The organism is Neorhizobium sp. NCHU2750, assembly GCF_003597675.1.
Taxonomy (GTDB): Bacteria; Pseudomonadota; Alphaproteobacteria; order Rhizobiales; family Rhizobiaceae; genus Neorhizobium.
Genome location: NZ_CP030828.1, coordinates 429555 through 456176, shown reverse-complemented (window position 1 = coordinate 456176; position 26622 = coordinate 429555). Strand labels below are relative to the sequence as shown.

20 protein-coding genes are annotated in these 26622 nt (G+C 59.5%); 8 read left to right on the top strand and 12 right to left on the bottom strand.

The window, feature by feature from the left end; genetic code table 11:
- The first annotated feature begins 9 nt into the window (after positions 1 to 9).
- Positions 10 to 2478 carry a trimethylamine-N-oxide reductase TorA gene (torA, locus tag NCHU2750_RS22805; RefSeq protein WP_119944042.1) on the top strand — a complete coding sequence of 823 codons (2469 nt, stop codon included), beginning with the start codon at positions 10 to 12 and terminating at the stop codon, positions 2476 to 2478.
- 325 nt (positions 2479 to 2803) lie between these two features.
- On the top strand, positions 2804 to 4063 hold the full coding sequence (locus NCHU2750_RS22800) for a glycerate kinase type-2 family protein (RefSeq protein WP_119944041.1): 1260 nt from the start codon (positions 2804 to 2806) through the stop codon (positions 4061 to 4063).
- A 3-nt stretch (positions 4064 to 4066) separates the two neighbouring features.
- On the opposite strand, the gene NCHU2750_RS22795 is transcribed toward NCHU2750_RS22800, so the two are convergent.
- From NCHU2750_RS22795 to NCHU2750_RS22775, 5 genes are all read right to left on the bottom strand, one after another.
- The gene (locus NCHU2750_RS22795) at positions 4067 to 4972 is read right to left on the bottom strand and encodes a S1C family serine protease (protein ID WP_119944040.1); all 906 of its coding nucleotides are present in this window, start codon (positions 4970 to 4972) and stop codon (positions 4067 to 4069) included.
- Between the two features lie 152 nt (positions 4973 to 5124).
- Positions 5125 to 5661 (bottom strand): DUF992 domain-containing protein, encoded by a 537-nt coding sequence (locus NCHU2750_RS22790; RefSeq protein WP_119944039.1) that lies wholly within the window; start codon positions 5659 to 5661, stop codon positions 5125 to 5127.
- Positions 5662 to 6032: 371 nt separating this feature from the next.
- On the bottom strand, positions 6033 to 6809 hold the full coding sequence (locus NCHU2750_RS22785) for a DUF1194 domain-containing protein (RefSeq protein WP_119944038.1): 777 nt from the start codon (positions 6807 to 6809) through the stop codon (positions 6033 to 6035).
- Between the two features lie 111 nt (positions 6810 to 6920).
- A complete protein-coding gene (locus tag NCHU2750_RS22780; RefSeq protein ID WP_119944037.1) occupies positions 6921 to 7163 on the bottom strand; it encodes a hypothetical protein in 243 nt (80 codons plus the stop codon).
- 180 nt (positions 7164 to 7343) lie between these two features.
- Positions 7344 to 8195 (bottom strand): LysR family transcriptional regulator, encoded by an 852-nt coding sequence (locus tag NCHU2750_RS22775; RefSeq protein WP_119944036.1) that lies wholly within the window; start codon positions 8193 to 8195, stop codon positions 7344 to 7346.
- 127 nt (positions 8196 to 8322) lie between these two features.
- Between NCHU2750_RS22775 and NCHU2750_RS22770 the strand changes: the two genes are divergently transcribed.
- The 3 genes from NCHU2750_RS22770 (at position 8323) to NCHU2750_RS22760 (ending at position 14514) form a co-directional block, all read left to right on the top strand.
- Positions 8323 to 10773 (top strand): GcvT family protein, encoded by a 2451-nt coding sequence (locus NCHU2750_RS22770; protein WP_119944035.1) that lies wholly within the window; start codon positions 8323 to 8325, stop codon positions 10771 to 10773.
- On the top strand, positions 10770 to 13223 hold the full coding sequence (locus tag NCHU2750_RS22765) for a GcvT family protein (protein WP_119944034.1): 2454 nt from the start codon (positions 10770 to 10772) through the stop codon (positions 13221 to 13223). The genes NCHU2750_RS22770 and NCHU2750_RS22765 overlap by 4 nt, the downstream gene beginning before the upstream one ends.
- 61 nt (positions 13224 to 13284) lie before the next feature.
- Entirely contained in the window at positions 13285 to 14514 is a 1230-nt protein-coding gene (locus NCHU2750_RS22760) for an aromatic ring-hydroxylating oxygenase subunit alpha (protein WP_119944033.1), read from the top strand.
- Here the strand turns inward: NCHU2750_RS22760 and NCHU2750_RS22755 are convergent.
- From NCHU2750_RS22755 to bcoG, 6 genes are all read right to left on the bottom strand, one after another.
- Positions 14501 to 14983: a GNAT family N-acetyltransferase gene (locus NCHU2750_RS22755; RefSeq protein WP_245480450.1), complete on the bottom strand. Its 483-nt coding sequence runs from the start codon at positions 14981 to 14983 to the stop codon at positions 14501 to 14503. The genes NCHU2750_RS22760 and NCHU2750_RS22755 overlap by 14 nt on opposite strands.
- 418 nt (positions 14984 to 15401) lie before the next feature.
- On the bottom strand, positions 15402 to 16187 hold the full coding sequence (locus tag NCHU2750_RS22745) for a carnitinyl-CoA dehydratase (RefSeq protein WP_119944031.1): 786 nt from the start codon (positions 16185 to 16187) through the stop codon (positions 15402 to 15404).
- Positions 16184 to 18241 (bottom strand): acetate--CoA ligase family protein, encoded by a 2058-nt coding sequence (locus NCHU2750_RS22740; RefSeq protein WP_119944030.1) that lies wholly within the window; start codon positions 18239 to 18241, stop codon positions 16184 to 16186. Before NCHU2750_RS22740 ends, NCHU2750_RS22745 begins: the two co-directional genes overlap by 4 nt.
- A 4-nt stretch (positions 18242 to 18245) precedes the next feature.
- The gene (locus tag NCHU2750_RS22735; RefSeq protein WP_119944340.1) at positions 18246 to 19406 is read right to left on the bottom strand and encodes an acyl-CoA dehydrogenase family protein; all 1161 of its coding nucleotides are present in this window, start codon (positions 19404 to 19406) and stop codon (positions 18246 to 18248) included.
- Between the two features lie 165 nt (positions 19407 to 19571).
- Positions 19572 to 21062 (bottom strand): carnitine 3-dehydrogenase, encoded by a 1491-nt coding sequence (locus NCHU2750_RS22730; protein ID WP_119944339.1) that lies wholly within the window; start codon positions 21060 to 21062, stop codon positions 19572 to 19574.
- Positions 21063 to 21067: 5 nt separating this feature from the next.
- Positions 21068 to 21970 carry a 3-dehydrocarnitine:acetyl-CoA trimethylamine transferase BcoG gene (bcoG, locus tag NCHU2750_RS22725; protein WP_119944029.1) on the bottom strand — a complete coding sequence of 301 codons (903 nt, stop codon included), beginning with the start codon at positions 21968 to 21970 and terminating at the stop codon, positions 21068 to 21070.
- 106 nt (positions 21971 to 22076) lie between these two features.
- On the opposite strand from bcoG, the gene NCHU2750_RS22720 reads away from it, so the two are divergent.
- The 3 genes from NCHU2750_RS22720 to NCHU2750_RS22710 all read left to right on the top strand — a co-directional run bounded on the left by NCHU2750_RS22720 (position 22077) and on the right by NCHU2750_RS22710 (position 25505).
- Positions 22077 to 23045 (top strand): GlxA family transcriptional regulator, encoded by a 969-nt coding sequence (locus tag NCHU2750_RS22720; protein ID WP_119944338.1) that lies wholly within the window; start codon positions 22077 to 22079, stop codon positions 23043 to 23045.
- Between the two features lie 379 nt (positions 23046 to 23424).
- On the top strand, positions 23425 to 23982 hold the full coding sequence (locus NCHU2750_RS22715) for a DsbA family protein (RefSeq protein ID WP_119944028.1): 558 nt from the start codon (positions 23425 to 23427) through the stop codon (positions 23980 to 23982).
- Positions 23983 to 24038: 56 nt separating this feature from the next.
- Complete coding sequence (locus tag NCHU2750_RS22710) at positions 24039 to 25505, top strand: MFS transporter (protein ID WP_502703865.1); 1467 nt, start codon at positions 24039 to 24041, stop codon at positions 25503 to 25505.
- Between the two features lie 70 nt (positions 25506 to 25575).
- Here NCHU2750_RS22710 and NCHU2750_RS22705 read toward each other — a convergent pair whose 3' ends face one another.
- Positions 25576 to 26499: a LysR family transcriptional regulator gene (locus NCHU2750_RS22705; protein WP_119944027.1), complete on the bottom strand. Its 924-nt coding sequence runs from the start codon at positions 26497 to 26499 to the stop codon at positions 25576 to 25578.
- Positions 26500 to 26622: the final 123 nt, after the last annotated feature.

The window sequence follows — 26622 nt, the reverse complement described above, 5'->3', positions numbered from 1 at the left end:
ACGATATTCATGACTCATCTGATCGATAAAACCATTTCGCGACGTCAGTTCCTTTTGAGTGCAGCGGCCATTGGGGCCATGGGCGTTGCGGGCAGCCCCTTACTGACCAAGGGAGCACGAGCCGCCGCCTTGGACAACGACATCATTTCCGCCTGTCACTGGGGTGTCTTCCGTGCGCAGGTCAAGGACGGCCGCGCCACCAGCTTCAACCCTTGGGAACACGACCAGTATCCTTCGCCGCAATTGTCGGGCGTTGCCGATTCGATCTATTCGCCGACGCGCATCAAATATCCCATGGTCCGCAGGGCATGGTTGGAGAATGGCCCCGGAGCCGATCCGGATGGACGAGGCGAAGGAGACTTCGTTCGCGTCAGCTGGGACAAGGCCCTCGACCTGGTAACCAAGGAGCTTATCCGCGTCCGGGAAGCGCATGGAGCCGAAGCAATCTTCGGCGGCTCCTACGGCTGGCGCAGTTCCGGCAATCTGCATAACTGCCAGACCCTGCTGCGCCGCATGTTGAAGATGAATGGCGGCTTCACCAATGGCGCCGGTGACTACTCAACCGGGGCCGCTCAGGTCATTCTGCCTTATGTGATCGGCTCGATCGAAGTCTACGAACAGTGCACGACATGGCCGGTTGTCGCCAAGAATACAGAACTGATGGTGTTCTGGGGTTGCAACCCGCTCCGCAACTCAGAGATCGGTAATACTGTCGGCGATCATGGTGGCTATGCAGGTGTCGACATGATCCGCGACGCGGGTGTCCGGACAATCTGCATCGACCCGATCTATACCGAGACGGCACAACGGCTGAAATCGGAATGGATCGCTCCGAAGCCGCAGACCGATGTGGCGATGATGCTCGGCATTGCCCATACGCTCTATATGGAGAAGCTGCATAATCAGGCCTTCATGGACAAGTATTCGGTGGGCTTCGACAAGTTCATTCCGTATCTGACCGGCGAGACCGACGGGCAGCCCAAATCGGCGGAATGGGCATCGGCTCTCTGTGGAGTGCCGGCGGACAAGCTCAAGGATCTGGCCAGACAGTTCGCCTCCCATCGCACGATGCTCGGTCTCGGCTATTCGACACAGCGCCAACACCACGGGGAACAGGTCCACTGGATGCTGATCACGCTTGCCACCATGCTCGGACAGATCGGTCTGCCCGGCGGCGGCTACGGCCTCAGTTATCACTATGCTTCAGGCGGCGCACCGACCCGCAATTCACCGACCTTGCCCAGAATTACCGACACGCCCGGACAGAGCGCCTCCAGCAGCGGGGCAACCTGGCTCCAGCCGACAGGCAACATTTCCATCCCCGTATCACGTCTCGTCGAGACCCTTCTCAATCCCGGCAAGAAGTTGGACTATAATGGGCACCAGATCACCCTGCCCTCCATCAAGCTCGCCTATTGGGCCGGTGGGAATCCATTTTCCCATCAGCAGGATCGCAACCAGATGGTTGAGGCGTGGAAGCGCTTGGAGACCTTCATCGTGCATGACTTCCAGTGGACAGCATCGGCACGCCATGCCGATATCGTGCTGCCCGCGACCACGTCCTACGAACGCAACGATATCTCCATGGTCGGCGATTATGCGCTCAGCCATATCGTTCCGATGCACAAGATCGTCGATCCACTCTTCGAGGCGCGCAGCGACTACGACATCTTTGCCGAGATCGCCAACCGCATGGGTCACGGCTATGCCTTCACCGAAGGCAAGACCGAGATGGACTGGATTAGGGACTTCTACGAGACGGCCAAGATCGAGGCCCGCGCCAAGGGCATGGAAATGCCCGTCTTCGACGTGTTCTGGAAGAGCAATCAGGCATTGGAATTCCCATTGACCGATGAACAGCGGGACTATGTCCGCTATGCGGATTTCCGCGCCGATCCGCTATTGAACGCGCTGGGCACTCCATCGGGCAAGATCGAGATATACTCGCATAACATCGAGAAATTTGCCTATGACGATTGCCCTCCGCATCCCACATGGATGGAGCCCATCGAGCGTCTGGACGGACCAACAACCAAGTATCCGCTCGGGATTGCCGCCAATCACCCACGGATGCGGCTACATTCGCAACTTTGCGGTACCTCGCTGCGGGAAAAATATGCGGTTAGCGGACGCGAGCCCTGCTGGATGAACCCTGCGGATGCCAGCCAGCGCGGTCTGGTCAGCGGCGATGTCGTTCGGGTATTCAACGATCGCGGCCAAATCCTTGCCGGCATTCGGGTGACTGACGAGATCCGCCCCGGCGTCATCCGCATCGACGAAGGTGGCTGGTATGATCCCATCGCCCCGCGCGAGCCGAAGAGCCTCTGCCGCTATGGCGACGTGAATAACCTGACCACAGGCATCGGAACCTCGAAACTGGCGCAAGGCAATTGCGGTCAGACCGCGGTTGTCGAAGTCGAGAAGTTCAAAGGAGACCTGCCTAAGGTCATGGTCTTCTCGGAGCCTGCCTATTCCTGAGGCCGAGCCATGGCCACGGTGCGGAGGATATCCGCACCGTTCATGATCAGGCGCACAAGTCCCACATGCCGCCAAGCCGCTTCATCCACCGGGATGGGCGAGACGCTTGTCCAAAATCTCCAAGAGTTGCAGCTACGGCGTCCTTACCGGCTTCGCAGACCTGAATTGTTCGGCGCACATACAGAGCGGCCATCCGGCCTCGGCTGAGGAACGACGCTGCTAGCCAGCCGTTGCGCCGAACGGCGAGCCGATTACCCTTCCGAACACCGTTGACGCACCTGCCGTCGCATGATCAGAACGTGCTGATAGCGAATGGAGGCATGCCGTGGACGATCGCCAACTGTTAGCAAGGCTCTTCGATGAGGCTGTGAAGGCCGCCGATCCGATCTACGGCATCCGAAAATATCTGCCGACGCCACCGGCGAAAGGACGCACGGTAGTGATCGGAGCCGGCAAGGGCGCAGCACAGATGGCTGCCGCCCTCGAAACGGTATGGAACGGCCCTCCACTCACCGGCATCGTCGTCACTCGCTATGGATATGGCTGCCACACGGAAGCAATCGAGATTGTCGAGGCCGCCCATCCGGTGCCTGATGAGGCCGGTCTCGTAGCCAGTCGTCGATTGATCGAGACAGTCCAGAACCTTTCGGAAGAGGATCTGGTCATCGCGCTGATCTGCGGTGGCGGATCGGCGCTTTTGCCTTCGCCTCCCGAAGGCCTCTCGCTAAATGATGAAATTGCTCTCAACGAGGCGCTGCTTGCCTCCGGCGCACCGATTTCGGCGATGAATGTCGTGCGCAAGCACGTCTCCACCATCAAGGGGGGAAGGCTCGCTGCGGCTACAAGGTCACGCGTGGTCAGCCTGATCGTGTCGGATATCCCCGGGGACAATCCCGCCTTTGTCGCATCGGGCCCGACGGTGCCGGACGCCAGCACCCGCGATGAAGCACTCGCCATTGTCGAGCGATACCGAATGTCGCTTCCGGCCGCCATTATCGCCCATCTCAACTCTCCTGAAGCGGAAGCGCCAAGACCGGACGATGCACGCTTTTCGCGTAACGAGCATTACGTCATCGCATCGTCCTCCGTCTCGCTGGAAGCTGCCGCGGCTCTGGCTCAAAACTTCGGCATCAAGGCACATATTCTGTCCGACTCAGTCGAGGGTGAGGCACGCGATGTTGCCATGGTCCATGCGGCACTCGCCCGCGAGATCGCCACACGAAACCGACCATTCGCCAAACCTGCCTTGCTGCTCTCTGGTGGAGAAACAACGGTGACACTGCGCTCCAAGGTCGGCAAAGGCGGACGAAACGGAGAATTCGCCCTTGCCCTCGCGCTGAGCATCAGCGGTCTCGACGTCAAAGCCTTGGCGGCCGACACCGACGGCATTGATGGTTCGGAGAACAATGCTGGAGCTTTTGTCGACGGCTCGACCGTCGAACGCCTGCTCGCCACCAGCCTGGACCCGCGCTCGCTGCTCGAACGCAACGACAGCTATAGCGGATTTGCAGCCACAGGCGACTTGTTCGAGACCGGCCCGACCGGAACCAACGTCAATGATTTCCGGGCTATCCTGATCCGATAGCGGCTATTGCAGCGACGGTTTGATCAGAAAATCGTTCCGGTCAGCAGACTTGACCCTCAGCCACGCCTCGCGGCCGTCCCGCAGGATGCGCATCGGGATCTCCGCGCCGGGAGACCCGCTCTGCCATACCTTGCGATAGAAGTCCGCCAGCCCATCGACTTCACCGTCGCGGACTTCGGAAATGACGTCACCCCGACGCAGACCGGCCTTGGCTGCTGGGCCGTCTTCGGTAACGCTCATCACCACGACTTCCCCGTTGGTTTCCGCGGAATAGGCGCCGAGCCATGGTCGCGGCGGCTTGTTGATCGCACCCTGATTGAGCACGTCGTCCAGGATGGGCTTGAGCAGGTTGATCGGAACCGCCATGTTGATATCGGCAATTTCGCCGCCCTTGCTCATCTGCAGGCGCAGCGATCCGAGCCCGACGAGCTTCCCTTCGGCATCAATAAGGGCCGCTCCACCCCAGGATGGATGCGCCGGCGCGATGAAAATCGCCTCGTCGAGCAAATATTCCCAATAGCCCGCGAATTCCTGCTTGGCGACGATATGGCCACGCACATACTGGCCCTCACCATCGGCAAAGACGATCGAATCCTCGACCGAAGCATTGTCGGAATCACCGATCGGAAGCGCAGGAAGGTCGAGTGGCGCAAGCGCCTGCACAAGTCCGAAACCGCTTTCCTGGTCATATGCCATGACATAGGCCTGCACGACACGACCATCATGACGCGTCAGCCATACCTCGTCAGCCTCTGTAATCAGATAACCGATCGTAAGAACAAGCCCGTTCTCGCGAATAACGACGCCGCTTCCTTCTCGGCTGGTCCCGAGCGTGCCGGCGGTAAATGCTTTGTCCGGAATGGACGAACGGACGGCGACAACCGAGCGCAAGACTTTTTCGAGATCCATGGCGAAATCCTGAAACGAACCAAGTGATCAAAGCGGATGCGCCTCAAAAACGGAAGCATCTATTCCGCTAAGTTATGGACCGCCGCCACGCTTCGCAAGGGCGAAGCCAGGAACAACCTGCCCCGACGATTGTCGGGGCAGGTTGAAACGCATTAGCGGTCAGCTGGCGTCAACGTCAGCGAGGTGCCCGTGGCGGCTACGTTGAGACCCAGTTGGCCCGTCACGCTGATCGTCTGCAGGTGGATCGAACCGGAGGTGCCGCCAACCAGAATGTTGGCTCCGATACCCGCACCCAGGGTCGCCTCAGCAGTTGCACCCTGATAAAGACCAGAGAGCGAGCCATGGTGATAACCAGCAGTCGGGGCAAAGACCGCCCAGATCAGCCGGCTCCTGGTGGTGAAGCCAAGGTCCACGCCCATCTTGCGGACCACACCCGTGTAATGGTCGAGCGGCTCACTGCCCATGGTCGACTTGAATACGCAATCGGCTTCCTTTGCCGAGCCGATGACATAGCCTACGCCGCCACCGATCGAGCAATCCAGATAACCGATGCGCACGCCATCGCGCTGATCCGTATCCTGAACTGCCGGTACGCTGTCACGGCGGCTGATAATGTCGGCAGCTGAAGCTGCGGTGGCAACGAATGCGATCGGAAATGCGGCAAGCGCTACGGCAAGTGTCTTTTTCATCCCTGTACTCCTTATAGTCTTCTTACCATCCGTTCGGGTTCGGATGGGAACACAGCGTTGGCTAACGCATGTGGCGGAAGAATGATCCAAAATAATTGGAACACGAATTGTCACGGCCTATGCACGAATGTGACAGGAGAGCATTTGGGCGCCCTACACCCCATCAAACACATTTGGCCGCAAACTGGCATCCAAGAGCCGCCGCCGTCTTGACGTTATTTCCTCTGCCGTAATCTGCCGGGGAGATACAAGCGCGGTGCCGACCATTCGATATCCGGGGTTATATTCGTCCCCTTGGGCGCAGCTCGCAAATCATATTATCCGGAGTGGATAACAATCGTTTCATTCACGGATCAAGGCTTGATGGGTTCTCACCGGTCGAACATATCCTGCCACTGCTTTTCTCCCACAAGGCAATCCGACATGGCTGGCTTGTCTGCAATGCGGCGAACAGCAGGCGGCGCGCCGATGCCGCTGACTTCCATCACCAGCTTCCGGCGGACCGCGACGGCAAAGTCGTCGATGTTGTGGACGGGCAGTACGAAGGATCCCGGGCCTCCGACGACGCAATCTCCATAATACTGATCGAGCCCGCCCGGCGTGCCTGATGGCCGAAGCATGATCGCCAGGCCATTGATGATGATCCCGGCCTCGACAGCCTTATCGCGTGCGGGTGCTACCGGATTGCCGGAATTGTTCGGACCATCTCCCGAGATGTCGATCACTTTGCGGATGCCGTGATAAGGCCCTGAAACCAGCATCGCCGCGCCCTGGGCGATTGCAGCCGAAATCGACGTTCGCCGCTGCATCTCGAGCGGACGCGCTTCAAGCTTGTCGGCAAAGGCGATGGCATCCTGCTCGTTTTCGATGACCTGCCAATCGATCACCGACCCGGGAACGACATCTCCGGCCCATTCGAAATAGCTGATGGCGATCTTTCCGGTCAGCCCGTCCTTCACCGCGTCGATGAATTCCTTGTGCTTCAGCGCCGACACATAGCCTTCACGCTGAATTTGGGCCTCTTCGCTATCCATCGAGCGGGATGTATCGACCGCCAGCACCAGTTGGACGTCGACCTCGTTGTCCGCTTGCGCCATAACAGTATTGACCGCGGACAGGCTCATTAACATTGCAAGTGTTGTAAGCATGGCAATCCATTCACTGCAGTGTCGATTGCCGGACTGTAACACAGGATGCAGCAGGGGCGATGCCTCGCCTTGGACCACCCGAGTCCCAAGGGTAAACTTTCGGTGACTATTTTATTCTGCCGCCATGGGATGTGGACCTTCGCGCATCGCCTCGATCAGGCACTCCATGATCGCGGCGCGAAGGGCATATGTATTGGCGCTTGTCTGCTTTCTGTCCAGGCTTTGAGCCGCCTCGACAAGGCGCATGCCTTGATGGACGACGATCTGGTGTGCGCGATTCATGGCCCAGTGTTCGATTGAACCGCCATGATCCTGAGCATGACTAAATGTGTTCAATGTAACCTCGCTAATCATCAGCGTTATTGCGAATCATCTCGCAACACCGATGGTAATACAGCTTCAGACTGTCGTGAATCCTGTAACACACAAAGTATTAACGATAATCCAACAAAAAACGCCAACGATTTCAATGAATGCGAATTGTTACTGGTAAAAACAAAGCATAAAAAATGCCAGATAATCACATTTGTTTACCTATATGCGCTGCGCCAGTTCCGAGAGGATCTGGAGCACGCGGCGATGTGGCGAACGATGCCTCGAACGGACTGTGGTTGCGACATATACCGTCTGCATGAGATCGACCGCATCAGAGACCGCGCTGGCTTTTCGGGTAGAAATCATCTCCTGCGCGGTCGCCTTCAGCACATAGCCCGTACCGCCGAGCGTCAGTAACAGATCGCGCACCATCATATTGCGACCCGTCGTGAGCGGAGCAGCGGTCAAATGTGCCATCGCCATCCGATGAGCACGGTCGAAGGCCGGCGAATAATTGGCGTAGATATAATCATCGGGAAGGATCTCCTCCAGCGAGTGGGTTTTCGTGCTGACCAGCATATAGGAGAGATCGGCGATACGCTCATAGTGCAGATCAGGCAGATGGTGAGGCGTGTAAAGTACAGCCAGATCCAGATCGCCCGCCCCGAGATCGCGGTTCATCTGGTTGGAATAATCCGCTTCGAGATAAAAGGACGTGCCGGGCATTTCCCTGCGCAAAGCCTTGAGAAACTCCGCACCGATGACTTCTGCCACATCATGCTGCATGCCGATCCGCATCGACTGTTCGTAGCTGCCGGCCGCTTCCACGGCCCTCAGCGCTTCATGCCAGTTCTGCTGCAAGGCCTTGGCGTGGTCAAAAAACCGTAACGCCGCAGCCGTCGGTACCGTGCCACCCTTGCCCCTGACAAACAGCTTGCAGTCCAGATCGGCTTCCAGAGCGTTGACCCGGTGAGAAATGCTCGACTGGCTGAGGTTCATGCGTTCGGCAGTGCGGTTGAAGCTGCGCGTCTCCATCAAATCCAGAAAGGTTTCGATCAACTCGATCTGCATACTCAACTCCGCAGAAGACAACCAGTGCCACGCTAATCGAAATTCTCGATCAATAAAGCAGTTTCTGCCTGCTTGATGAACGTCAATTCGCCTGCGAACCTCCCTTCAAAACAAGGGGATCTGAAGCATGTCGGAATTGCCGGGACGGGCGCGCGTGGTGATTATCGGTGGCGGTGCGGTGGGCGCGTCGTCGCTCTATCATCTCGCAAAAGCAGGCTGGACGGACTGCGTTCTACTGGAGAAAAACGAGCTGACCGCCGGTTCCACATGGCATGCGGCCGGCAATGTGCCGACCTTTTCGTCTTCCTGGTCGATCATGAACATGCAGCGCTATTCCGCCACGCTCTACCGCGACCTCGGCAAGCTCGTCGATTATCCGATGAACTACCACGTAACCGGCTCGCTTCGCCTTGGACACACCGGCGAGCGTCTGCGCGAATTCAAGTGTGTCGTCGGGATGGGACGTTACCAAGGCATGGACCTGGATATTCTCTCGCCGGACGAAATGCGCTCGAAATATCCTTTCCTTGAAACGCACGAACTGACCGGCGCACTGTACGATCCCTATGATGGCGATATAGACCCGGCTCAGCTTACCCAGGCGCTGGCAAAGGGTGCGCGTGACATGGGCGCGAAAGTCATCCGCTTCTGTCCTGTCACGGCCGCCCGCCGCGAGAAGGACGAGTGGATATTGACGACGCCGAAAGGCGAAATCGCGTGCGAATACGTGGTCAATGCCGCCGGCTATTACGCCCGCGAAGTGGGCAAATTGTTCGGCCGTGATGTGCCGATGATGGTGATGAGCCATCAATACATTCTCTTCGACGAGATCCCGGAACTTGCCGCATGGTCGAAGGAGGCCGGCCACAAGTTGCCGCTGATGCGCGATGTGGATTCCTCCTATTATCTGCGCCAGGAAAAATACGGCATGAATCTCGGCCCTTACGAGAAGAACTGCCGCGCCCATTGGGCAACGTCTGACGATCCGATGCCGGATGATTTTTCCTTCCAGCTATTCCCCGACGATCTCGATCGGCTTGAATGGTATCTGAGCGACGCGATCGAGCGAGTGCCGATCCTCGGCACGGCCGGCCTGTCGAAGATGATCAACGGTCCGATCCCCTATGCGCCCGATGGCAATCCGCTGATCGGGCCGATGCCCGGCGTGCCGAACGCCTTCGAAGCCTGCGTCTTCACCTTCGGCATCTGTCAGGCAGGCGGCGCCGGCAAGGTTCTGGCCGAGTGGGTCACCGAGGGCGAGACGGAATGGGACATGTGGAGCTGCGATCCGCGGCGCTACACGGCGTTCGCCTCCGACAAGCAATATTGCGTCGACAAGGGCATGGAGATCTATGGCCACGAATACGCGATGCATTTTCCCAAGCATTACTGGCCGGCTGGACGCGGAAAGAAACATTCGCCGATCCATGACCGGATCGCCGCGCTCGGAGCCCAGTTCAAACCGTTCAACGGCTGGGAACGGGCCATGTGGTACGCAAAGCCCGGCGACGACATATCGGAAGAGGCGACCCAGACCTGGAGCCGCAACGGCCCCTGGAGCGCGCGGATCGAGGAGGAATGTCTTGCCGTAAAGGACGCCGCCGGCATTCTCGACCTTCCCGGCTTCTCGCGCTACCGAGTGAAGGGTGAAGGCGCCACCGAATGGCTGTCATCGCTGATCACCGGCAAGGTACCAAAGCCCGGCCGTATAGGTCTTGCCTATTTTGCCGATGACAAGGGCCGTATCATCACGGAAATGTCGGTGATGATGCTTGCCGATGACTTTTTCTTCCTGATCACTGCGGCGACGGCCCAGTGGCACGATCTGGACTGGCTGAAGAAGCATCGTCCCACCGATGCAGCCTTTACGATCGACGATGTCACTGACGACTTTTCCTGCCAGATCCTGTCCGGGCCGAAGAGCCGCGAGATCCTGGCCGAGGTGAGCGATGGCGACCTGTCCAAGGGATGGCTCACCCATCAGTCGGCACAGATTGCCGGGCGCTGGTGCCAGTTGGTACGGGTCTCCTTTGCCGGCGAACTCGGCTGGGAGATCCACACCAAGCTCGATGATACCGCGCCGATCTTCGACGCCGTCTGGGCGGCGGGCCAGAAGCACGGGCTGAAGCCCTTCGGTATGGAAGCGCTGGATAGCCTGCGCATCGAAAAGGGATACCGTGCCTGGAAGGGCGACCTGTCGACCGATTACACGGTTCTGCAGGGCGGGCTGGAGCGCTTTGTCGACTGGAGCAAGCCCGACTTCAAGGGCAAAGCGGCGCTGGCTGCGGAAAAACAGGCGGGCGTCTCCAAGCGCTTCGTCACGCTGACGGTCGAGGCCGGCGATTGCGATGCCCCCTATATGTCGACGCTCTGGCATGCCGGCAGCGTGGTCGGCGAAACGACCTCGGGCAACTGGGGTTATCGGTTAGGACGCTCGCTCGCGCTCGGCATGCTTCGCGCAGATCTCGCCGAGCCCGGAACCGAACTCGAGGTCGAAATATTCGGCGACCGCTTCAAGGCGGTGGTGCAACCCGACGGGCCGCTCTGGGATCCGACCAACGAGAGGATCCGCACATGAGCAAGCCTATTCCGCAGAAGGCCCGTGCAGTCATCATCGGCGGCGGTGTGTCCGGTTGTTCCGTCGCCTATCATCTTGCCAAGCTTGGCTGGACCGATGTCGTGCTCCTCGAGCGCAAGCAACTGACCTCCGGCACCACCTGGCATGCGGCAGGCCTGATCGGCCAGTTGCGCGCCAGCCAGAACATGACACGGCTCGCCAAATACTCCGCCGACCTCTATGTCAGGCTCGAGGCCGAGACAGGCATCGGCACCGGCATGAGGCAGAACGGTTCAATGACCGTGGCTTTGACGGAAGAGCGCAAGGAAGAGATCTATCGTCAGGCCTCACTCGCACGCGCCTTCAATGTCGATGTGCGCGAAATCTCTCCCGAAGAGACGAAGGCACTTTATCCGCATCTCAATATCGGTGACATCAAGGCCGCAGTGCATCTGCCCCTCGACGGCCAGTGCGATCCGGCCAATATCGCCATGGCGCTTGCCAAGGGCGCCCGTCAGAACGGCGCCACGATCATCGAAGGCGTCAAGGTCATCGAGGTCATGACCAGGAACGGCCGTGTTACTGGCGTCGCCTGCGAGCAGAATGGCGAGCGCTATGTCATCGAGACCGAAAATGTCGTCAACTGCGCCGGCATGTGGGGGCGTGATCTTGCCGCCCGGTCGGGGGTAACGGTTCCGCTGCATGCCTGCGAGCACTTCTATGTGGTGACCGAACCGATCACCGGGCTGACACAATTGCCGGTACTGCGCGTGCCGGACGAACAGGCCTATTACAAGGAGGATGCCGGCAAGATGCTGCTCGGCGCCTTCGAACTGAAGGCCAAGCCCTGGCCAGCGAAAGGCGAGGTTATCCGCGAGGACTTCTGCTTCGACCAGCTACCGGACGATTTCGATCATTTCCAACCAATCCTGGAAATGGCGATCAACCGCATGCCGATGCTGGAAACGGCCGGCATCCATACCTTCTTCTGCGGACCGGAAAGCTTTACCCCGGATGATCGCTACTATCTTGGCGAAACGCCCGAGATCAAAGGCTACTGGGTGGCTGCCGGATACAACTCGATCGGCATTGTTTCGTCGGGCGGCGCGGGCATGGCGCTCGCCCAATGGATGAATGACGGAGAGCCGCCCTTCGATCTGTGGGAAGTGGACATCCGCCGCGCCCAGCCCTTCCAGAAGAACCGAACCTACCTGCGCGAGCGCGTGAGGGAAACGCTCGGTCTGCTTTACGACGACCATTTTCCCTATCGCCAGATGGCAACGGCCCGCGGCCTGCGCCGCTCGCCGATCCACGAGCATCTAAAGGCCCGCGGTGCGGTGTTCGGCGAAGTGGCGGGCTGGGAGCGCGCCAACTGGTTTGCGACGGAAGGCCAGGAACGCGAATATCGCTACAGCTGGCAGCGCCAGAACTGGTTTGAAAACCAGCGTGACGAACATATGGCGGTTAGGACCGGTGTCGGCCTGTTCGACATGACCTCGTTCGGCAAGATCCGCGTGGAAGGCCGTGATGCCTGCGCATTTCTCAACCGGATCTGCGCCAACCAGATCGACGTGCATGTCGGCCGCATCGTCTATACGCAGATGCTAAACCGCAAGGGCGGCATCGAATGTGATCTCACCGTAACCCGCCTTTCGGAGACGGCCTTCTTCCTCGTCGTACCGGGTGCCACGCTTCAGCGCGACCTTGCCTGGCTGAAGAAGAATCTGGAGAGCGAATTCGTCGTCATCACCGATGTCACCTCTGCGGAAAGCGTGCTCTGCCTGATGGGACCGAAGTCGCGGGAGCTGATCGAAAAAGTCAGCCCCAATGATTTTTCCAATGCGGCCAACCCCTTCGGCACCATGCAGGAACTCGAGATCGGCATGGGTCTCGCCCGCGCCCACCGCGTCACCTATGTGGGCGAACTCGGCTGGGAACTCTATATTCCGGCCGACCAGACGGCGCATGTCTTCGAGGCGATCGAGCACGCGGGCTTGGACACCGGCCTCAAACTCTGTGGCCTGCATACGCTGGACAGCTGCCGCATCGAAAAGGCTTTCCGCCATTTCGGCCACGATATTACCGACGAAGACCATGTTCTGGAGGCAGGCCTGGGCTTTGCCGTGCGGACGGAGAAAACTGACTTCATCGGCCGCGACGCAGTGTTACGCAAGAAAGAGGCAGGGCTGGAGCGCCGCCTTGTGCAGTTCAAGCTCACAGATCCGGAGCCGCTGCTCTTCCATAACGAGGCAGTGGTTCGCGACGGCAAGATCGTCTCGACCATCACGTCGGGAAATTACGGCCATTTCCTCGGCGGAGCGATCGGGCTGGGCTACGTGCCGTGCAAGGGCGAAAGCGCCGCGGATGTTCTGGCATCGACCTACGAAATCGAAATCGCCGGCCGGAGGGTGAAGGCGGAAGCATCGATTCAGCCGATGTATGACCCGAAGGCCGAGCGGGTGCGGATGTAAGACTAGAAGCTGCCCCTCACCAAAATAGAGGCCGGTACCACGGCCATAAGGAGACCACCTCATGCTTGCATCCGAAAAAACCGAGGACGGCATTTCTGGCGACCGCATCGACCAGTTGGTGGCCGCACACAGGCCTGGCTATGGCCTCACCCGTCCCTTCTATTTCGACCCCGAAATCTTCGAACGGGATATGCAACGGGTCTTCTTCCGCCATTGGCACTGCCTGGCGCATGAAAGCGTCATTCCGAATGTCAACGATTTCGAACTGTTCAGGCTCGGGCCAGAGCAAGTGATCCTCACCCGCGCGGGCGACGGCACGGTGCATGCGATGCTCAATGTCTGTCGCCATCGCGGTGCGGAAGTCTGCACCAAGGATAGAGGCAATGCGAAATCCTTCGTTTGTCCCTATCACGCCTGGACTTTTGCCAATGACGGTCGGCTCAAGGCCGCCCGCCTGATGCCAAAGGATTTTCGCCGTGAAGATCACGGCCTGCGGAAATTGCATGTGAAAGTGATTGAGGGGCTCGTGTTCATCTCCTTCGCCGAAGAGCCGCTCGACTTTTCAGAGGTCGAGAACCTGCTGCACGCTACTTGCGGACAGTATGGCTGGGCTTCGGCCAAGGTTGCCTACCGCCAGAGCTATCCGCTGAATGCCAACTGGAAGCTTGCGGTGGAAAACTATGTCGAATGCTACCACTGCGGTCCGGCGCATCCCGAATATTCCGAGACCCATGCACTGGAGCAACCGCTGCACATGATCGAGGAGCTCAACGCGAAGATGGAAGAGCGCACCTGTGCGCTCGGTATCCAGGTCGGCTCCGGAAATCACTGGCAGAATTCTGCCGAAAACCGCGAGGCGATCCATGCATTCCGCTACGCGCTTTACGACGGGGTGAAAACCGGCAGTGAGGATGGCCAGCCGCTTAGCACCCTGATGGGCCGCTTCTCCGGTTTCGACGGCGGCGTCACATCCATCCATCTCGGCGGCACCACCTTTCTCGTCTGCTATGCCGACCATGGCATGATCTACCGCTTCATTCCAAAGACGGTCGACACATGCGCGATGGAACTGATCTGGCTGGTGGACGAAAAGGCAGAAGAGGGCCGCGACTACGACCTCGAAAAGCTGACCTGGCTTTGGAAGGTGACGACGGATGAGGACAAGGCCATCATCGAGCATACCGCCCGCGGTGTCGTTTCCCGCTTCTTCGCCCCCGGTCCGATCGCACCAATGGAGCAAAACGAATTACGCTACATAGACTGGTATCTGGACGAGATCAGCCGAGCGTAGGCGCCCCCTCTTTGGCAAGCGCCCTAAGCCCCGCGCCATCCAGCCGGAAGAACACGCGATCTTCCTTCCGGCTGCCGCCCAGCCTGTCGTAGAAGCGGAGCAGCTTTTCGTCGTCCTTCGAGGCAGTCCAGTCGATACGGGTATGACCGCGCTCGACAGCGATGGCGGCAATCTTCGCCATCAGAGTCTTGCCGATGTTGCGACCACGTACTGACGCCGTGACATAGAGATCCTTGAGGAAAAAGCCCGGCTTCAGCCCCGGACCAGCATAGTTTGCGCCGAAACCTGCAAATGCCACGATGCGATCGTCCAGCCTGGCAACCAGAATTTCGACACCCGCCGGAAGCGCTCGAAGCGTGGCAACGATGCTGTCTCTTTGTGGACAGAAGACGCTGTAATAGGACTGCATCTCTTCAAGAAGCGGCGCCAGCGCTTCGGCATCATCAGGCTGGAAGAAATCAACGATCATGAAAAGAACTCGATTGAATATCGAGCCGATAATCCAGCCCTCTGGCCCAAAGTCAACGCTCTATGGAATCGTATCCCGCCAACCAGAGAGACCGCCGCTTATCATCGCAACCATAAGGGCAGCATCCCCTGTCTCGATGGACCATGGCAGCCCTCAGGCCTTCCTTGACGATGATACGCCGCTCGGATCCCGTCAGGTCTTCGGGGCAGCCTGCTTCGCTTTCGATCGTCACGGTTACCTGTATGCCCCTGCCGCGAAGTCTGTCGATATTTTCGACTGCGTCCTCGGCGGTCGCGAGCCTCCGGCGTGTTGTCCCGTGTCTATCGGACGTGATCAGTGAATAGGTCATGGCCAATCCTCTCTCTCACCAGAGGCAACCGAAGACCTATGCCTTTTGTTCCGTGTTTCCGACCCTTGCCTATTTCCCTTTCCAGACCGGATCGCGCTTTTCGGCAAAGGCACGAGCACCCTCCAGCTGGTCTTCACTGGAATAGAGAATGTCCACGGTCTTGAACTGCCGCCTTGTTATCCTGTTCATCGTGGTCTGGAACGCCTCGCCTTCCGCTGAACGTACCACTTCCTTGATCGCGGCATAGACCAGCGGAGGGCCGCTCTCGAGCAGGCGTGCGAGTTCCCAGGCACGATCCATCAATTTGTCGGCCGGCAACACCTCGTTGACGAAGCCCCAGCGATGCGCCTCGTGAACGTCGAGCCACCGACCGGTCAACAGCATGTCCATGGCGATATGATAGGGAATACGCTTGGGCAGCTTGATCGAGGCCGCATCCGCCACCGTGCCGGAACGGATCTCCGGCAAGGCGAACGTGGCATGTTCGACAGCAAGAATGAGATCCGTCGACAGCGCGATCTCAAGTCCGCCACCGCAGCAAATACCATTCACGGCCGCGATGATCGGCTTGTTGAGATCACGCAACTCCTGCATGCCGCCAAAGCCACCAATGCCGTAATCACCATCGACGGCATCCCCTGCGGCAGCCGCCTTCAGATCCCAGCCGGGACAGAAAAACTTTGGACCAGCACCCGTCACGATCGCCACGCGCAACGTCTCGTCGTCGCGGAAATCCGCAAAGATCCGACCCATGATCCGCGAGGTGACGAGGTCGATCGCATTCGCCTTCGGCCGGTCGATGGTGATTTCCAGAATGCCCCCTTCGCGGCGGGTCCTGATCGGTTCGTCGCTCATGCAATCCTCCGTCTGATCAATGCATCCACCGCCACGACACCCTCGCCCTCCGGCAAGACCATCACCGGATTGATGTCGAGCTCCTCGATATCGGTGGCGTTGGCCATGAGATAGGCGGCGACCGAAGCTATCGCTTTCTCCAAGGCAGCGATATCGCCTCTCGGGCCGCCACGATAGCCCTCCAGCAATTTCATGATCTTCAACCCGCCGACGGCCTCGGAAATGGCGGCATCGGAAGCAGGAAGAGTAATCAGCGCCGTATCGTCCAGCAATTCAACGAATATGCCACCGGCACCAACGGTCATGACGAGACCGGCCACGGGATCGCGCATCGCGCCGATGATGATTTCCGCCACTGGTTTTGCCGCCATTTTCTCCACGAGATAGCCCTGGGCCACACCCGCCATGGCCTTTGCCGCAGAAATCACCTCATCGCTGCTTTTCAGGTTCAGCCTGACAGCGCCCGCCTCCGTCTTGTGAGCAACGCCGCGCCCTTTCAGGGCGATGGGAAAGCCCAGCCTTTCGGCCGCAGTGCCCGCCGCCTCCGGCGATGTCTCGACGAGGCCTTCCGGCACCGGCAGGCCATAGGCTGAAAGCTCGCGCTTGGCCTCGTCCTCGCTGAGAGTGATCACATCGGCCGAAGCGGCTGCCGGTTTCAACAACGGTTCGGGCATCGGCGCGGCCCAGGCTGCGCCGATAAAGGCTGCGGCATCCGCGGCGGCCAGCGCTTCCTCGATACCGTAGAAGGGAACCACGCCATCCTGCATCAAGCCTATCGCGACACTCTCCGGCAGGTTCTCTGCCATGGTCGTCACAATCCCCGCATTGGCACCCGTCGTCCGATGCGCCGCGACGACGGCGTTGACAGTCGTCAGCCAGTCCGAGGCGTCGCAGCGATCGAGCCGAGGGAAATCGAGCACGACGAGATTGAGCGCATAGCCGCCCTGCATCATCGCCGAAAAAGCCGCCGTCTGCTTCTCACCGTTGCCCCAGACGAAGGTGTGATAGTCGAGCGGGTTAGCGAGTGTCACCATCTGCCCAAGCGTCTCGCGAAGCGGCGCGCTCTGTTCATCGCGCAGCGCACGATAGGAAATTCGTCTTCGAACGCCCGCATCGGCCATCAGCGACGCTTCGCCGCCCGAACAGCTCATCGAGGAGATCTCATTGCCCGGCAGCGGCCCATAGAGGTGCAGCAGCTTCAGCGTTTCCAGAAGTTCGGGCAGCGTATCGACCCGGGCTATACCAAGCCTCGCCAGGATGGCGGAGGAGATCCTGTCATTGCCGGCAAGCGATGCCGTGTGGGAGACGGTGGCCAATTGCGCCGCTTCGGATTTTCCGACCTTCAGCATCACAACCGGCTTGCCGAGCGTCCTTGAAAGCGTCGCCAGCCCCTCCAGCGAGGCAAGGCTGTCGAACCCTTCGACATGCAGACCGACCGCCGTCACCCTCGGGTCCTTGATGACGGTGCAGGCAAGGTCCGCCAGTCCTGTTTGAGCCTGGTTTCCGGCGGTCATCAGATAGGCGAGCGGCAGGCCACGTTGCTGCATCGAGATATTGCAGGCGATGTTGGAGGATTGCGTCAGGACTGCGACGCCGCGATCAATCCGCAGCATGCCATGTTGGTCGGGCCACATCAGCGCACCGTCCAGCATATTGATGAAGCCGTAGCAGTTTGGGCCAAGGATCGGCATGTCGCCTGCTGCCGCCACCAGTTGCGTCTGCAACGCATCGCCATCGGCAAGCTCGTTTACCGCCTCGCGAAAACCTGACGCGTAACATACCGCGCCGCCGGCGCCCAAGGCTGAAAGCTCGCGGATGATCTCTATGGTCAGTTGCCGGTTGACACCAACGAACGAAGCGTCCGGCACACCGGGAAGATCAGCAACTGAGCGAAAGCATTTGTAGCCATGGACCTCGTCCTTGGTTGGGTGCACCGGCCAGATCTGACCTTCGTACCCCATCTTGCGACATTGTTCGACGACGCGGCCAGCCTCCTTGCCGCCAAACACGGCGATAGTTTCGGGACGCGTCAGTCGGTCGAGCGGCCGGGGCATCGGATCATGCTCCCAAGGGCCGGAGGAGGTCGCGGCTGATGATGTGCCGTTGGATCTCCGATGTTCCATCCCAGATGCGCTCGACGCGGGCATCCCGCCAAAACCTTGCCAATGGCAGATCGTCCATCAGCCCCATGCCGCCATAGATCTGGATCGCCTCATCCGTCACTCTGGCCAGCATCTCGGAAGCATAAAGCTTGGCGGAAGCGATCTCACGGTTCGACGGCTTATTCTGGTCGAGCAGCCAGGCGCCGTGCAGGGTGAGAAAATCGGCCGCGTCGATTTCGGTGATCATATCGGCCAGCTTGAAGGAAACGCCCTGATTGGCGCCGATCGGCTTGCCGAACTGCTTGCGCTCGGCGGCATAGTTGAGCGCATAGTCGAACACGCGACGGGCCCGGCCAACGCAGTTTGCGGCAACCGTCAGGCGCGTGCCGTAGAGCCAGTCATTGGCAAGATCGAACCCCTTATGCGGCTCTCCGAGGATCTGCGACGAAGGCAGGCGGCAGTCGTCGAAGGTGAGGATCGTGTTCTTGTAGCCGCGATGCGAGACGGAATTGTAGCCCTCGCGGATTTCGAAGCCGGGCGTGCCGCGATCGACAAGGAAACAGGTGATAAGCTTCTTCGGCCCCCGCGGCGTCTGCTCCTCGCCGGTTGCGATGAAGACGATGACGAAGTCGGCAATATTGGCATGAGAGATGAAGTGTTTCGTGCCGTTGACGATCCAGTCGTCCCCATCCTGCCTGGCAAACGTCTTCATTCCACGCACATCCGACCCGGCGCCCGGCTCGGTCATCGCAAGCGCATCGAATTTTTCACCCGTCGTAGCGGGTATCAGATATTTTTCGCGCTGTTCGGCATTGCAGCCCATCAGGATGCCGGAGGGGCGGCCGAAGAATACGGTGAGCGCCATCGATCCGCGACCGAGTTCACGTTCGACCAGTGCGAAGGTCAGGTGGTCGAGACCCGCGCCGCCGACGTCTTCGGGCATGTTGCAGCCGAAAAAGCCAAGTTCCCTGGTCTTCCGCGCGATCTCCTGCCCGATTTCTTTCGGCACGTAGCCAAGGCGCTCGACCTCGTCCTCCAGCGGATAGATTTCCGTCTCGACGAAGCTGCGCACGGTGGAGACGATCATTTCCTGTTCGTCGGTCAGTCCGAAATTCATGGTCATCCCCTCTTCTGGGCGTAACCGCCCCTCATCCGGCTGCCGCCACCTTCTCCCCGCAGGCGGGGAGAAGGTATATGCCACCCTGTTTTCCTCTCCATTTACCATGCGCGGGGCACGTCCCCTCTCCCCGCTTGCGGGCAGAGGGTTAGGGTAAGAGGCAACTTACTTCTTCTGCCCGACCGACCGACCAACGCCATCCGGCGCCGGCAGCTTGGCATGGGCGTCGGCAATCGGCTTCAGCTTGGCCAGCACCTCGGCCGGGGCGCTCGCTGCCTTGCCGGCCTTGCTGTCCACATGCAGCATCAGCTGCTCGGCGGTTGCCAGGGCCTCGTTGGTGTCTGCATTGAAGATGGTGGTGAAATACTGGATGCGCTTCTCGTCGGTCGAAAGCACTTGCAGCGTGGCGTAAAGCTTCGTGCCAAGCTTGGCCTCTCCGAGATGGCGGATATGGGTCTCGACGGTGTAGTAGCTGTGGCCGGCCTCGACATAGGCGAAATCGACCCCGATCAGCCGCAGCAGCGCGTCAGACGTGTCACCGAAAACCTGCAGGTAGCGATGCTCGGTCATGTGACCGTTATAGTCGACCCAGGCGGGGCTCACCTTGGTATCGATCAGCCGGAGCGGTGCGGAAAGATCCGGCGCCTCGCTCTTTCCGCCAGCCTGTGCCCATAGATGTTTTTCGAAATCGGCGAGGATCTTGCCCGAGCCCCAGCCCTTGCCGCCGTTCGATCCCTTGAGCGTCTGCATGATGCCGACGAGGTTTTCGTCGCGGATGCGCTCAAGTTCGCGGAAACCATAGGCACCTGACTGGGCATCGGACTGGCTGGCGATCTTGTCGACCAGATCATCGGTCAGATCGACAACGTCCATCAGCTTTGTCCAGGGCCAGGAGAGGCATGGGCCGAACTGGGCGATGAAATGGCGCATGCCCGCCTCGCCACCTGCAATGCGGTAGGTCTCGAACATACCCATCTGCGCCCAGCGCATGCCGAAGGAATAGCGGATCACGTCATCCAGCGTTTCGGTGTCGCAAATATCGTCCTGGATCAGCCACAAGCCTTCACGCCAGACCGCTTCGAGCAAGCGGTCGCCGACGAAGGCTTCGATCTCCTTCTTGAGGATAACCCCCTTCATGCCGATCGGCGCGAGCTTGGCCTTGGCAAGCTCCAGCGTCTCGGCAGAGGTCTTCTGCCCGCCAACCAGTTCCGCAAGCGGCAGCAAGTAGACCGGATTATACGGATGGGCAACGAACATGCGCTCCGGATGCTTCATGTCGCGCTGCAGGTCGGTCGGCATGATGCCGGATGTGGAAGAGCCGATCAGCGCCTTCGGATCCGCCGCCGCATCGATCTGGGTGATCACATTGCGTTTCAGATCGACGCGTTCCGGCACGCTTTCCTGTATCCAGTCGGCGCCGGCAACGGCTTCCTCGATTGTCTTGAAGAAGGTGAGTCTGCCCCTTGGCGGAAGCGGCGCCATGGTCAGCATGGCATAGGCGCGCTCGGCATTGGCAAGCACTTCGCCGACGATGCGCTCCGCCTCCGGATGTGGATCGTACATGGAAACGTTGATCCCGCCGAGGAGGAAGCGGGCAGCCCATGCCCCGCCGATCACGCCACCGCCGATGCAGGCTGCCTGTCTGATACTCGTCATGTCGATCACCGCTTTGTCAGCTTGAGTTTTTCGCGAACCTGTTGCGGCCCGATGATCCTCGCGCCCATGCCCTCGATCACGCCCACGGCCTTCTCGACGAGTTGTGCGTTGGTGGCGAGCTGGCCCTTGCCGACATAGAGATTGTCCTCCAGCCCCACCCGGACATTGCCACCCGCAAGGACTGCAGCGGCCGGATAGGCAAGCGCGTTGCGGCCGATCGAGAAGGCGGAGAACGTCCAGCTCTTCGGCACATTGTTGACCATCGCCATAAAGGTGTTGAGGTCGTCGGGCGCGCCCCACGGGATGCCCATGCAGAGCTGGATCAGCACCGGATCCTCGATCAGCCCCTCCTCAACCAATTGCTTGGCAAACCAGAGATGGCCGGTGTCGAAAGCCTCGATCTCGGGACGCACGCCGAGTGCCGTCATCTGCCGCGCCATTTCACGCAACATGGATGGCGTGTTGGTCATTACATAATCGCCGAGCGAAAAGTTCATCGTGCCGCAATCGAGCGTGCAGATTTCCGGCAGGCATTCGGCCACATGCGCGACACGCTCGGTGGCGCCCGCCATGTCGGTGCCCGCCGGATTATAAGGAAACGGTGCCTCGACATTGCCGAATACGAGATCACCGCCCATCCCGGCCGTCAGGTTCAGCACGACGTCTATGTCCGCCGAACGGATGCGGTCGGTGACCTCTTTATAAAGCTCCTTGCCGCGGGCGGCTGCCCCCGTTTCGGGATTGCGAACGTGACAGTGAACGACTGCGGCGCCCGCCTTTGCCGCATCGATCGCGGATTCCGCGATCTGCTTCGGCGTGATTGGCACGTGACTGGACTTGCCCACAGTGTCCCCGGCACCGGTGATGGCACAGGTGATGAAGACCTCGCGATTCATCTCGAGCGGCATGGTTCCCTCCTTTTCGTTGCCGCCATTACGAGGCAGCGACAAAGGAAATGCTTTCCATTTTCGGCATCATTTCATACATTTTCAGCACCACATCGGGCGCAATTTCATGAGCATCGCGGAGCACATCGATATCCTTGTTTTGCCGGAGACCAATCTCATCCTGGTCGCCTCGGTGATCGAACCGCTACGCGCCGCCAACCGAATTGCCGGCAAGGATCTCTATCGCTGGACGCTTCATTCACCGGATGGGCACAGCATCGAGACCCGATCGGGAATCCCGATACCGGTCGCCGGCATCTTCAGCCCTGCCCGCGAAACGGACCCGCTTTTCGTGTTGTCCAGCTACAATTGGAAGAACGGAGCTACCCGCGAACTGAAATTCCTGCTGTCGAAAACCGCTAGGCATCGCAATCTGATGGCAGGCATCGAAGCAGGTTCATTCATCCTTGCCGATACAAGCCTGCTTAATGGCTTTTCCGCCACCACCCATTGGGAGGATTTCGACGATTTTTCCCGTGCCTATCCGCAGGTAACGATGATCCGCGAGCGCTTCGTCATCGACGGAAAGAGGATCACCACCGGCGGATCGCTGCCGACGCTCGATCTGATGCTGGAACTGATCCGCCGGCGGCATGGCTATTCGCTCGCCCTCGAAGTGTCGCGGCTCTTCATCTACGAGCAGGACCGGACCCGAGGCGATCTCCTGCAGATGCCGGCGATCGGCAACATGCGCATCGTCGACGCACGCGTACAGACTGCGGTGAAGCTGATGGAGGAAAGCGTCGAGGCGCCGTTGTCGCTGGCAAGGCTGGCAAGACGCTGCGGCATCAGCGCTCGCCATCTGCAGGATCTGTTTCGCGAGACGATGGGGATTACCCCGCACGCCCATTACCTTGCTCTTCGCCTCAACGCCGCGCGACGCAAGGTGATCGAGACGAAAGGAAGCTTCGCCGATATCGCCGCCGAAACCGGCTTCAACTCGGCCTCGGCGTTTTCCCGAGGCTATCGAACAAGCTATGGCGAAAGCCCGAGCGATACCCGCCGGCGGCTGAAACGGACAACGATCGCCGAATGAGCTATTGCGGCTCATTCGGGGATCGTCGTCCTGGCCCATAAGAACAGAACGAGCACTTGGCGACTGATATTTCGGCGGCCAGCGCGGACGACGTTAACACTTAGCTTCCGAGACCGCGCAAATTCGCTACTCAAGCGGCTTCAATACCGTGGTCGCGACAGAGGGCGAGATGCCGCACGCCGGCACAACCACTGAAAGGTTGCGTTGCCCGGCAATCGGGACGAAAAAGGCGAAGCACGGAGGCCGGTCCATTATTCTCTGAATAAAGACGCTGAGTCTCAATTTCGCAGGATTATCCCGCATCGAAAACGGATTAAGCAGTAACAATGCCTCAATCCCCGAAGCTCCTGCTCCGACGCACGAAACCGTGAGGAACTGCATGTCCAGCCCAGAACACCGCGCCGATCCGTTGACCTGGGGCCACGGCCCTCACCTGTTCGAGATGTTCCTTGAGCCGACCTGCCCGTTTTCCGTGCGCGCCTTCAACAAGATGGATGCTCTGCTGGAACAGGCCGGCGAAGACAAAATCACGGTGAAGCTGCGCATGCAGCCGCAGCCCTGGCACATGTTCACCGGTGTCGTCACGCGTTGCGTGCTTGCTGCGTCCATGCTGGATGGCGGCAAGGAAAATGCGAAGCGGGTGCTGGCCGAAGTCGGAGCAAGACGCGAAGAGTTCGAATTCGAGAAGCACTGCAAGGGGGCCAACATGGACGCGACCCCGAGACAGATCATCCAGCGCATCGAAGCCTATACCGGACTGGCGCTGCAGGAGGCCTTCGAGTTCCCAGAACTGGAAGCGGAAATCAAGCGGCACGCGAAATATGCAAGGCAAAACGGCATCCATGTGTCGCCGACCTTCATGGTCGACGGACTGGTTCAGGCGGATCTCGGCAGTGGCGACCCGGTTGATGTCTGGATCAAGCGCCTGCTCGGCTGAGCTCGGGCGAGTTATACGCATTGCTCACGATTAGCGATCGAAGAGAGATCACATAATTGACCAGCCCGTCGCAAGATGCGCCCAGGCCAGACGCGTCATCGGCCGGCGCAAAGGAAGCCTACAGAAGACCCGGCGTCGCTCTATCGCTGCTGGTCGCTGGTACTTTCTTCATGGAAAACCTCGATGCCACCGTGATCACACCCGCGATCCCGGCCATGGCGCGAAGTTTCGATGTAAAGCCGGTCGATCTTTCCAGTGGCATCTCCGCCTATATGCTGACGCTTGGCGTTTTCATTCCGGTCAGTGGCTGGATGGTCGAGCGTTTCGGCGCAAGGCGCGTGTTCACCTCGGCGATCCTGATCTTCACGCTGGCGTCGCTACTCTGCGGCCTTTCCTCCAACCTGCCCTTTTTCATCGCGGCCAGAGTGGCCCAGGGCATAGGCGGGGCAATGATGGTGCCGGTCGGTCGCCTTGTTGTCCTGAGGCAGACACCGAAGAACATGCTGGTGCGGGCCATCGCGGTATTGACCTGGCCGGCGCTCGTCGCCCCCGTTCTCGGCCCCCCGCTTGGCGGCCTGCTCGTCGATTACGGCGACTGGCGATGGATCTTCTGGCTGAACCTCCCGCTCGGGATTATCGCCATCATAACCGCCTTGCGGCTTGTGCCGCAGGACAATGAAGCGAGAGCCCGCGACTTCGACTGGATAGGATTTCTTCTGAGCGGAGCCGGCGTATTCTGCCTCATGTTTGTCGCGGACGTCCTGAGTAGACCGGAGGCAAGCATGATCGTGGCAATCGGGCCGCTGCTTGCTGGCCTCATGCTCGTGTTTTTTGCCGTGCGTCACCTCAACCATACCCCGAACGCAATGCTGGAACTCTCGGCGCTGCGGCTACCCACGTTTTCGACCGCCATATATGGCGGCTCTCTCTTCAGGATGGGCGTCAGCGCGGTACCCTTTCTCCTGCCGGCCATGTTTCAGATCGGTTTCGGCTATGGTTCGTTCGAGGCGGGCTCGATGCTGATGGCGGTTTTCGCCGGAAATTTTCTGGCAAAGCCGATGACCACCCCTATCATGCGGAATTTCGGTTTCAGGAGGGTCCTGCTCGTCAACGGCGCGCTGAACGCACTTCTCATCGCCGCTTGTGCATTGTTCGGTCCAACAATGCCGCTTTGGCTTATTCTGCTCCTGCTTTTCCTCGGGGGAATGACGCGTTCCATGCAGTTCACCGCGTTGAACACAATCGCGTTTGCGGATGTCCCAGCCAAAGGCATGTCCAGCGCCAACACGCTGTTTTCCACGGTGTTTCAACTTGCCATCGGTCTCGGGATCGCACTCGGAGCCGTCGGATGGCGTATCGGGGATCAATTTCCCAGTGCGGCCGACCCCGCCATGCCATTCCGCATCGCGTTCCTTATCGTCGCTGCCATATCGAGCCTCGGCCTGATCGACAGTTTCCGGCTGGCTGCCAACGCAGGAGATGCCGTTTCCCGCGCCAGAAAGACCAAGCCAAGGGCGAGCTAAAGTTTCGAGATCGGCAGTCCTGCGTCATCGCGGAGACGGGCAGGACGCCATCCACATTCACAGGGACATGTCAGCCGCCCATGAACACCTTGCGATTTTCGTCCACGACGGTGCTGATGTAGTCCGCCACGGCGCGCACGCGCGGGATACGGCTCATGTCGCGGTGACGCACCAGATAGTAATGGCGTGTCAGCTGCACTTCGCCTGGCAACACCACCCGCAATTCCGGCTGGCGGGAGGCAATGAAATGCGGAAGGATGCAAAGCCCCTGCCGCTGCAGCGTCGCCGTCAGTTGCGCGGAAATGCTGGAGCTTTGAAAGCGCGGCTTGATGCCTGGATGGACATCGCCGAGATAGTCCAGCCCCGGCGCAAAGATCATGTCCTGTATGTATCCAATGAAGGGATGAAGGAGCAGTTCCTCTCTCTTCCTGATTTCGGGCTTGCCGGCCAGATAGCCCGCGGCTCCATAGATATTGAGACGATAGTCGGTGATCTTTTCGATTTCGTAGGGGCCACCCTTCGGTGGATCGAGCGAGATCGCGATATCGGCCTCTTTGCGCGACAGGGACATGATCTGCTGGATGGTGACGAGTTCCAGCGAGAGGTTCGGATGCTGCGCGGTAAAATCACCGATCTGATGGGCGAGGAAGAAATTCGCAATCCCCTCCGGCGCACTCAACCGCACCACACCCTGGTGTGCGGCATAGCCGGACATCATCTCGGTCTGTAGGCGGTCTGCCTCGGCTTCCATTCGCTCGGCAGCTTCGACAAACCGCTGACCGATCGCCGTCAGCACGTAACCGCGCGGATTGCGCTCGAAGAGCTTGGTCTTCAGGGCAAATTCAAGCCTGTCGATGCGCCTGGAAACGGTGGCATGGCTGGTGCGCAAGTGGCGGGCGGCCGTCGACAACTGCCCCGTACGGGCCACGGCGAGGAAATATTGCAGATCGTCCCAGGTAAAATTGGGCCAGGTGGAATTGGGATTACCGCTCATCACACCTCTCTATCTGTTCAAAAACGCACAGATACTGTCCGCATTTAATAGTCGCTGGCTTCTTGCGTCAACGACCGTTTTCCTGAACCATACGGCCTCGGCGCATCGCTTTGAGGAGGGTGA

What these genes read in the sequence shown, in the direction of transcription:
- torA (WP_119944042.1), top strand. Translation starts at nt 10, where the DNA reads ATGACTCATCTGATCGATAAAACCATTTCGCGACGTCAGTTCCTTTTG.
- NCHU2750_RS22795 (WP_119944040.1), bottom strand. Translation starts at nt 4,972, where the DNA reads ATGGATCTCGAAAAAGTCTTGCGCTCGGTTGTCGCCGTCCGTTCGTCC.
- NCHU2750_RS22790 (WP_119944039.1), bottom strand. Translation starts at nt 5,661, where the DNA reads ATGAAAAAGACACTTGCCGTAGCGCTTGCCGCATTTCCGATCGCATTC.
- NCHU2750_RS22785 (WP_119944038.1), bottom strand. Translation starts at nt 6,809, where the DNA reads ATGCTTACAACACTTGCAATGTTAATGAGCCTGTCCGCGGTCAATACT.
- NCHU2750_RS22780 (WP_119944037.1), bottom strand. Translation starts at nt 7,163, where the DNA reads ATGATTAGCGAGGTTACATTGAACACATTTAGTCATGCTCAGGATCAT.
- NCHU2750_RS22775 (WP_119944036.1), bottom strand. Translation starts at nt 8,195, where the DNA reads ATGCAGATCGAGTTGATCGAAACCTTTCTGGATTTGATGGAGACGCGC.
- NCHU2750_RS22770 (WP_119944035.1), top strand. Translation starts at nt 8,323, where the DNA reads ATGTCGGAATTGCCGGGACGGGCGCGCGTGGTGATTATCGGTGGCGGT.
- NCHU2750_RS22765 (WP_119944034.1), top strand. Translation starts at nt 10,770, where the DNA reads ATGAGCAAGCCTATTCCGCAGAAGGCCCGTGCAGTCATCATCGGCGGC.
- NCHU2750_RS22760 (WP_119944033.1), top strand. Translation starts at nt 13,285, where the DNA reads ATGCTTGCATCCGAAAAAACCGAGGACGGCATTTCTGGCGACCGCATC.
- NCHU2750_RS22755 (WP_245480450.1), bottom strand. Translation starts at nt 14,983, where the DNA reads ATGATCGTTGATTTCTTCCAGCCTGATGATGCCGAAGCGCTGGCGCCG.
- NCHU2750_RS22745 (WP_119944031.1), bottom strand. Translation starts at nt 16,187, where the DNA reads ATGAGCGACGAACCGATCAGGACCCGCCGCGAAGGGGGCATTCTGGAA.
- NCHU2750_RS22740 (WP_119944030.1), bottom strand. Translation starts at nt 18,241, where the DNA reads ATGCCCCGGCCGCTCGACCGACTGACGCGTCCCGAAACTATCGCCGTG.
- NCHU2750_RS22735 (WP_119944340.1), bottom strand. Translation starts at nt 19,406, where the DNA reads ATGAATTTCGGACTGACCGACGAACAGGAAATGATCGTCTCCACCGTG.
- NCHU2750_RS22730 (WP_119944339.1), bottom strand. Translation starts at nt 21,062, where the DNA reads ATGACGAGTATCAGACAGGCAGCCTGCATCGGCGGTGGCGTGATCGGC.
- bcoG (WP_119944029.1), bottom strand. Translation starts at nt 21,970, where the DNA reads ATGCCGCTCGAGATGAATCGCGAGGTCTTCATCACCTGTGCCATCACC.
- NCHU2750_RS22720 (WP_119944338.1), top strand. Translation starts at nt 22,077, where the DNA reads ATGAGCATCGCGGAGCACATCGATATCCTTGTTTTGCCGGAGACCAAT.
- NCHU2750_RS22715 (WP_119944028.1), top strand. Translation starts at nt 23,425, where the DNA reads ATGTCCAGCCCAGAACACCGCGCCGATCCGTTGACCTGGGGCCACGGC.
- NCHU2750_RS22705 (WP_119944027.1), bottom strand. Translation starts at nt 26,499, where the DNA reads ATGAGCGGTAATCCCAATTCCACCTGGCCCAATTTTACCTGGGACGAT.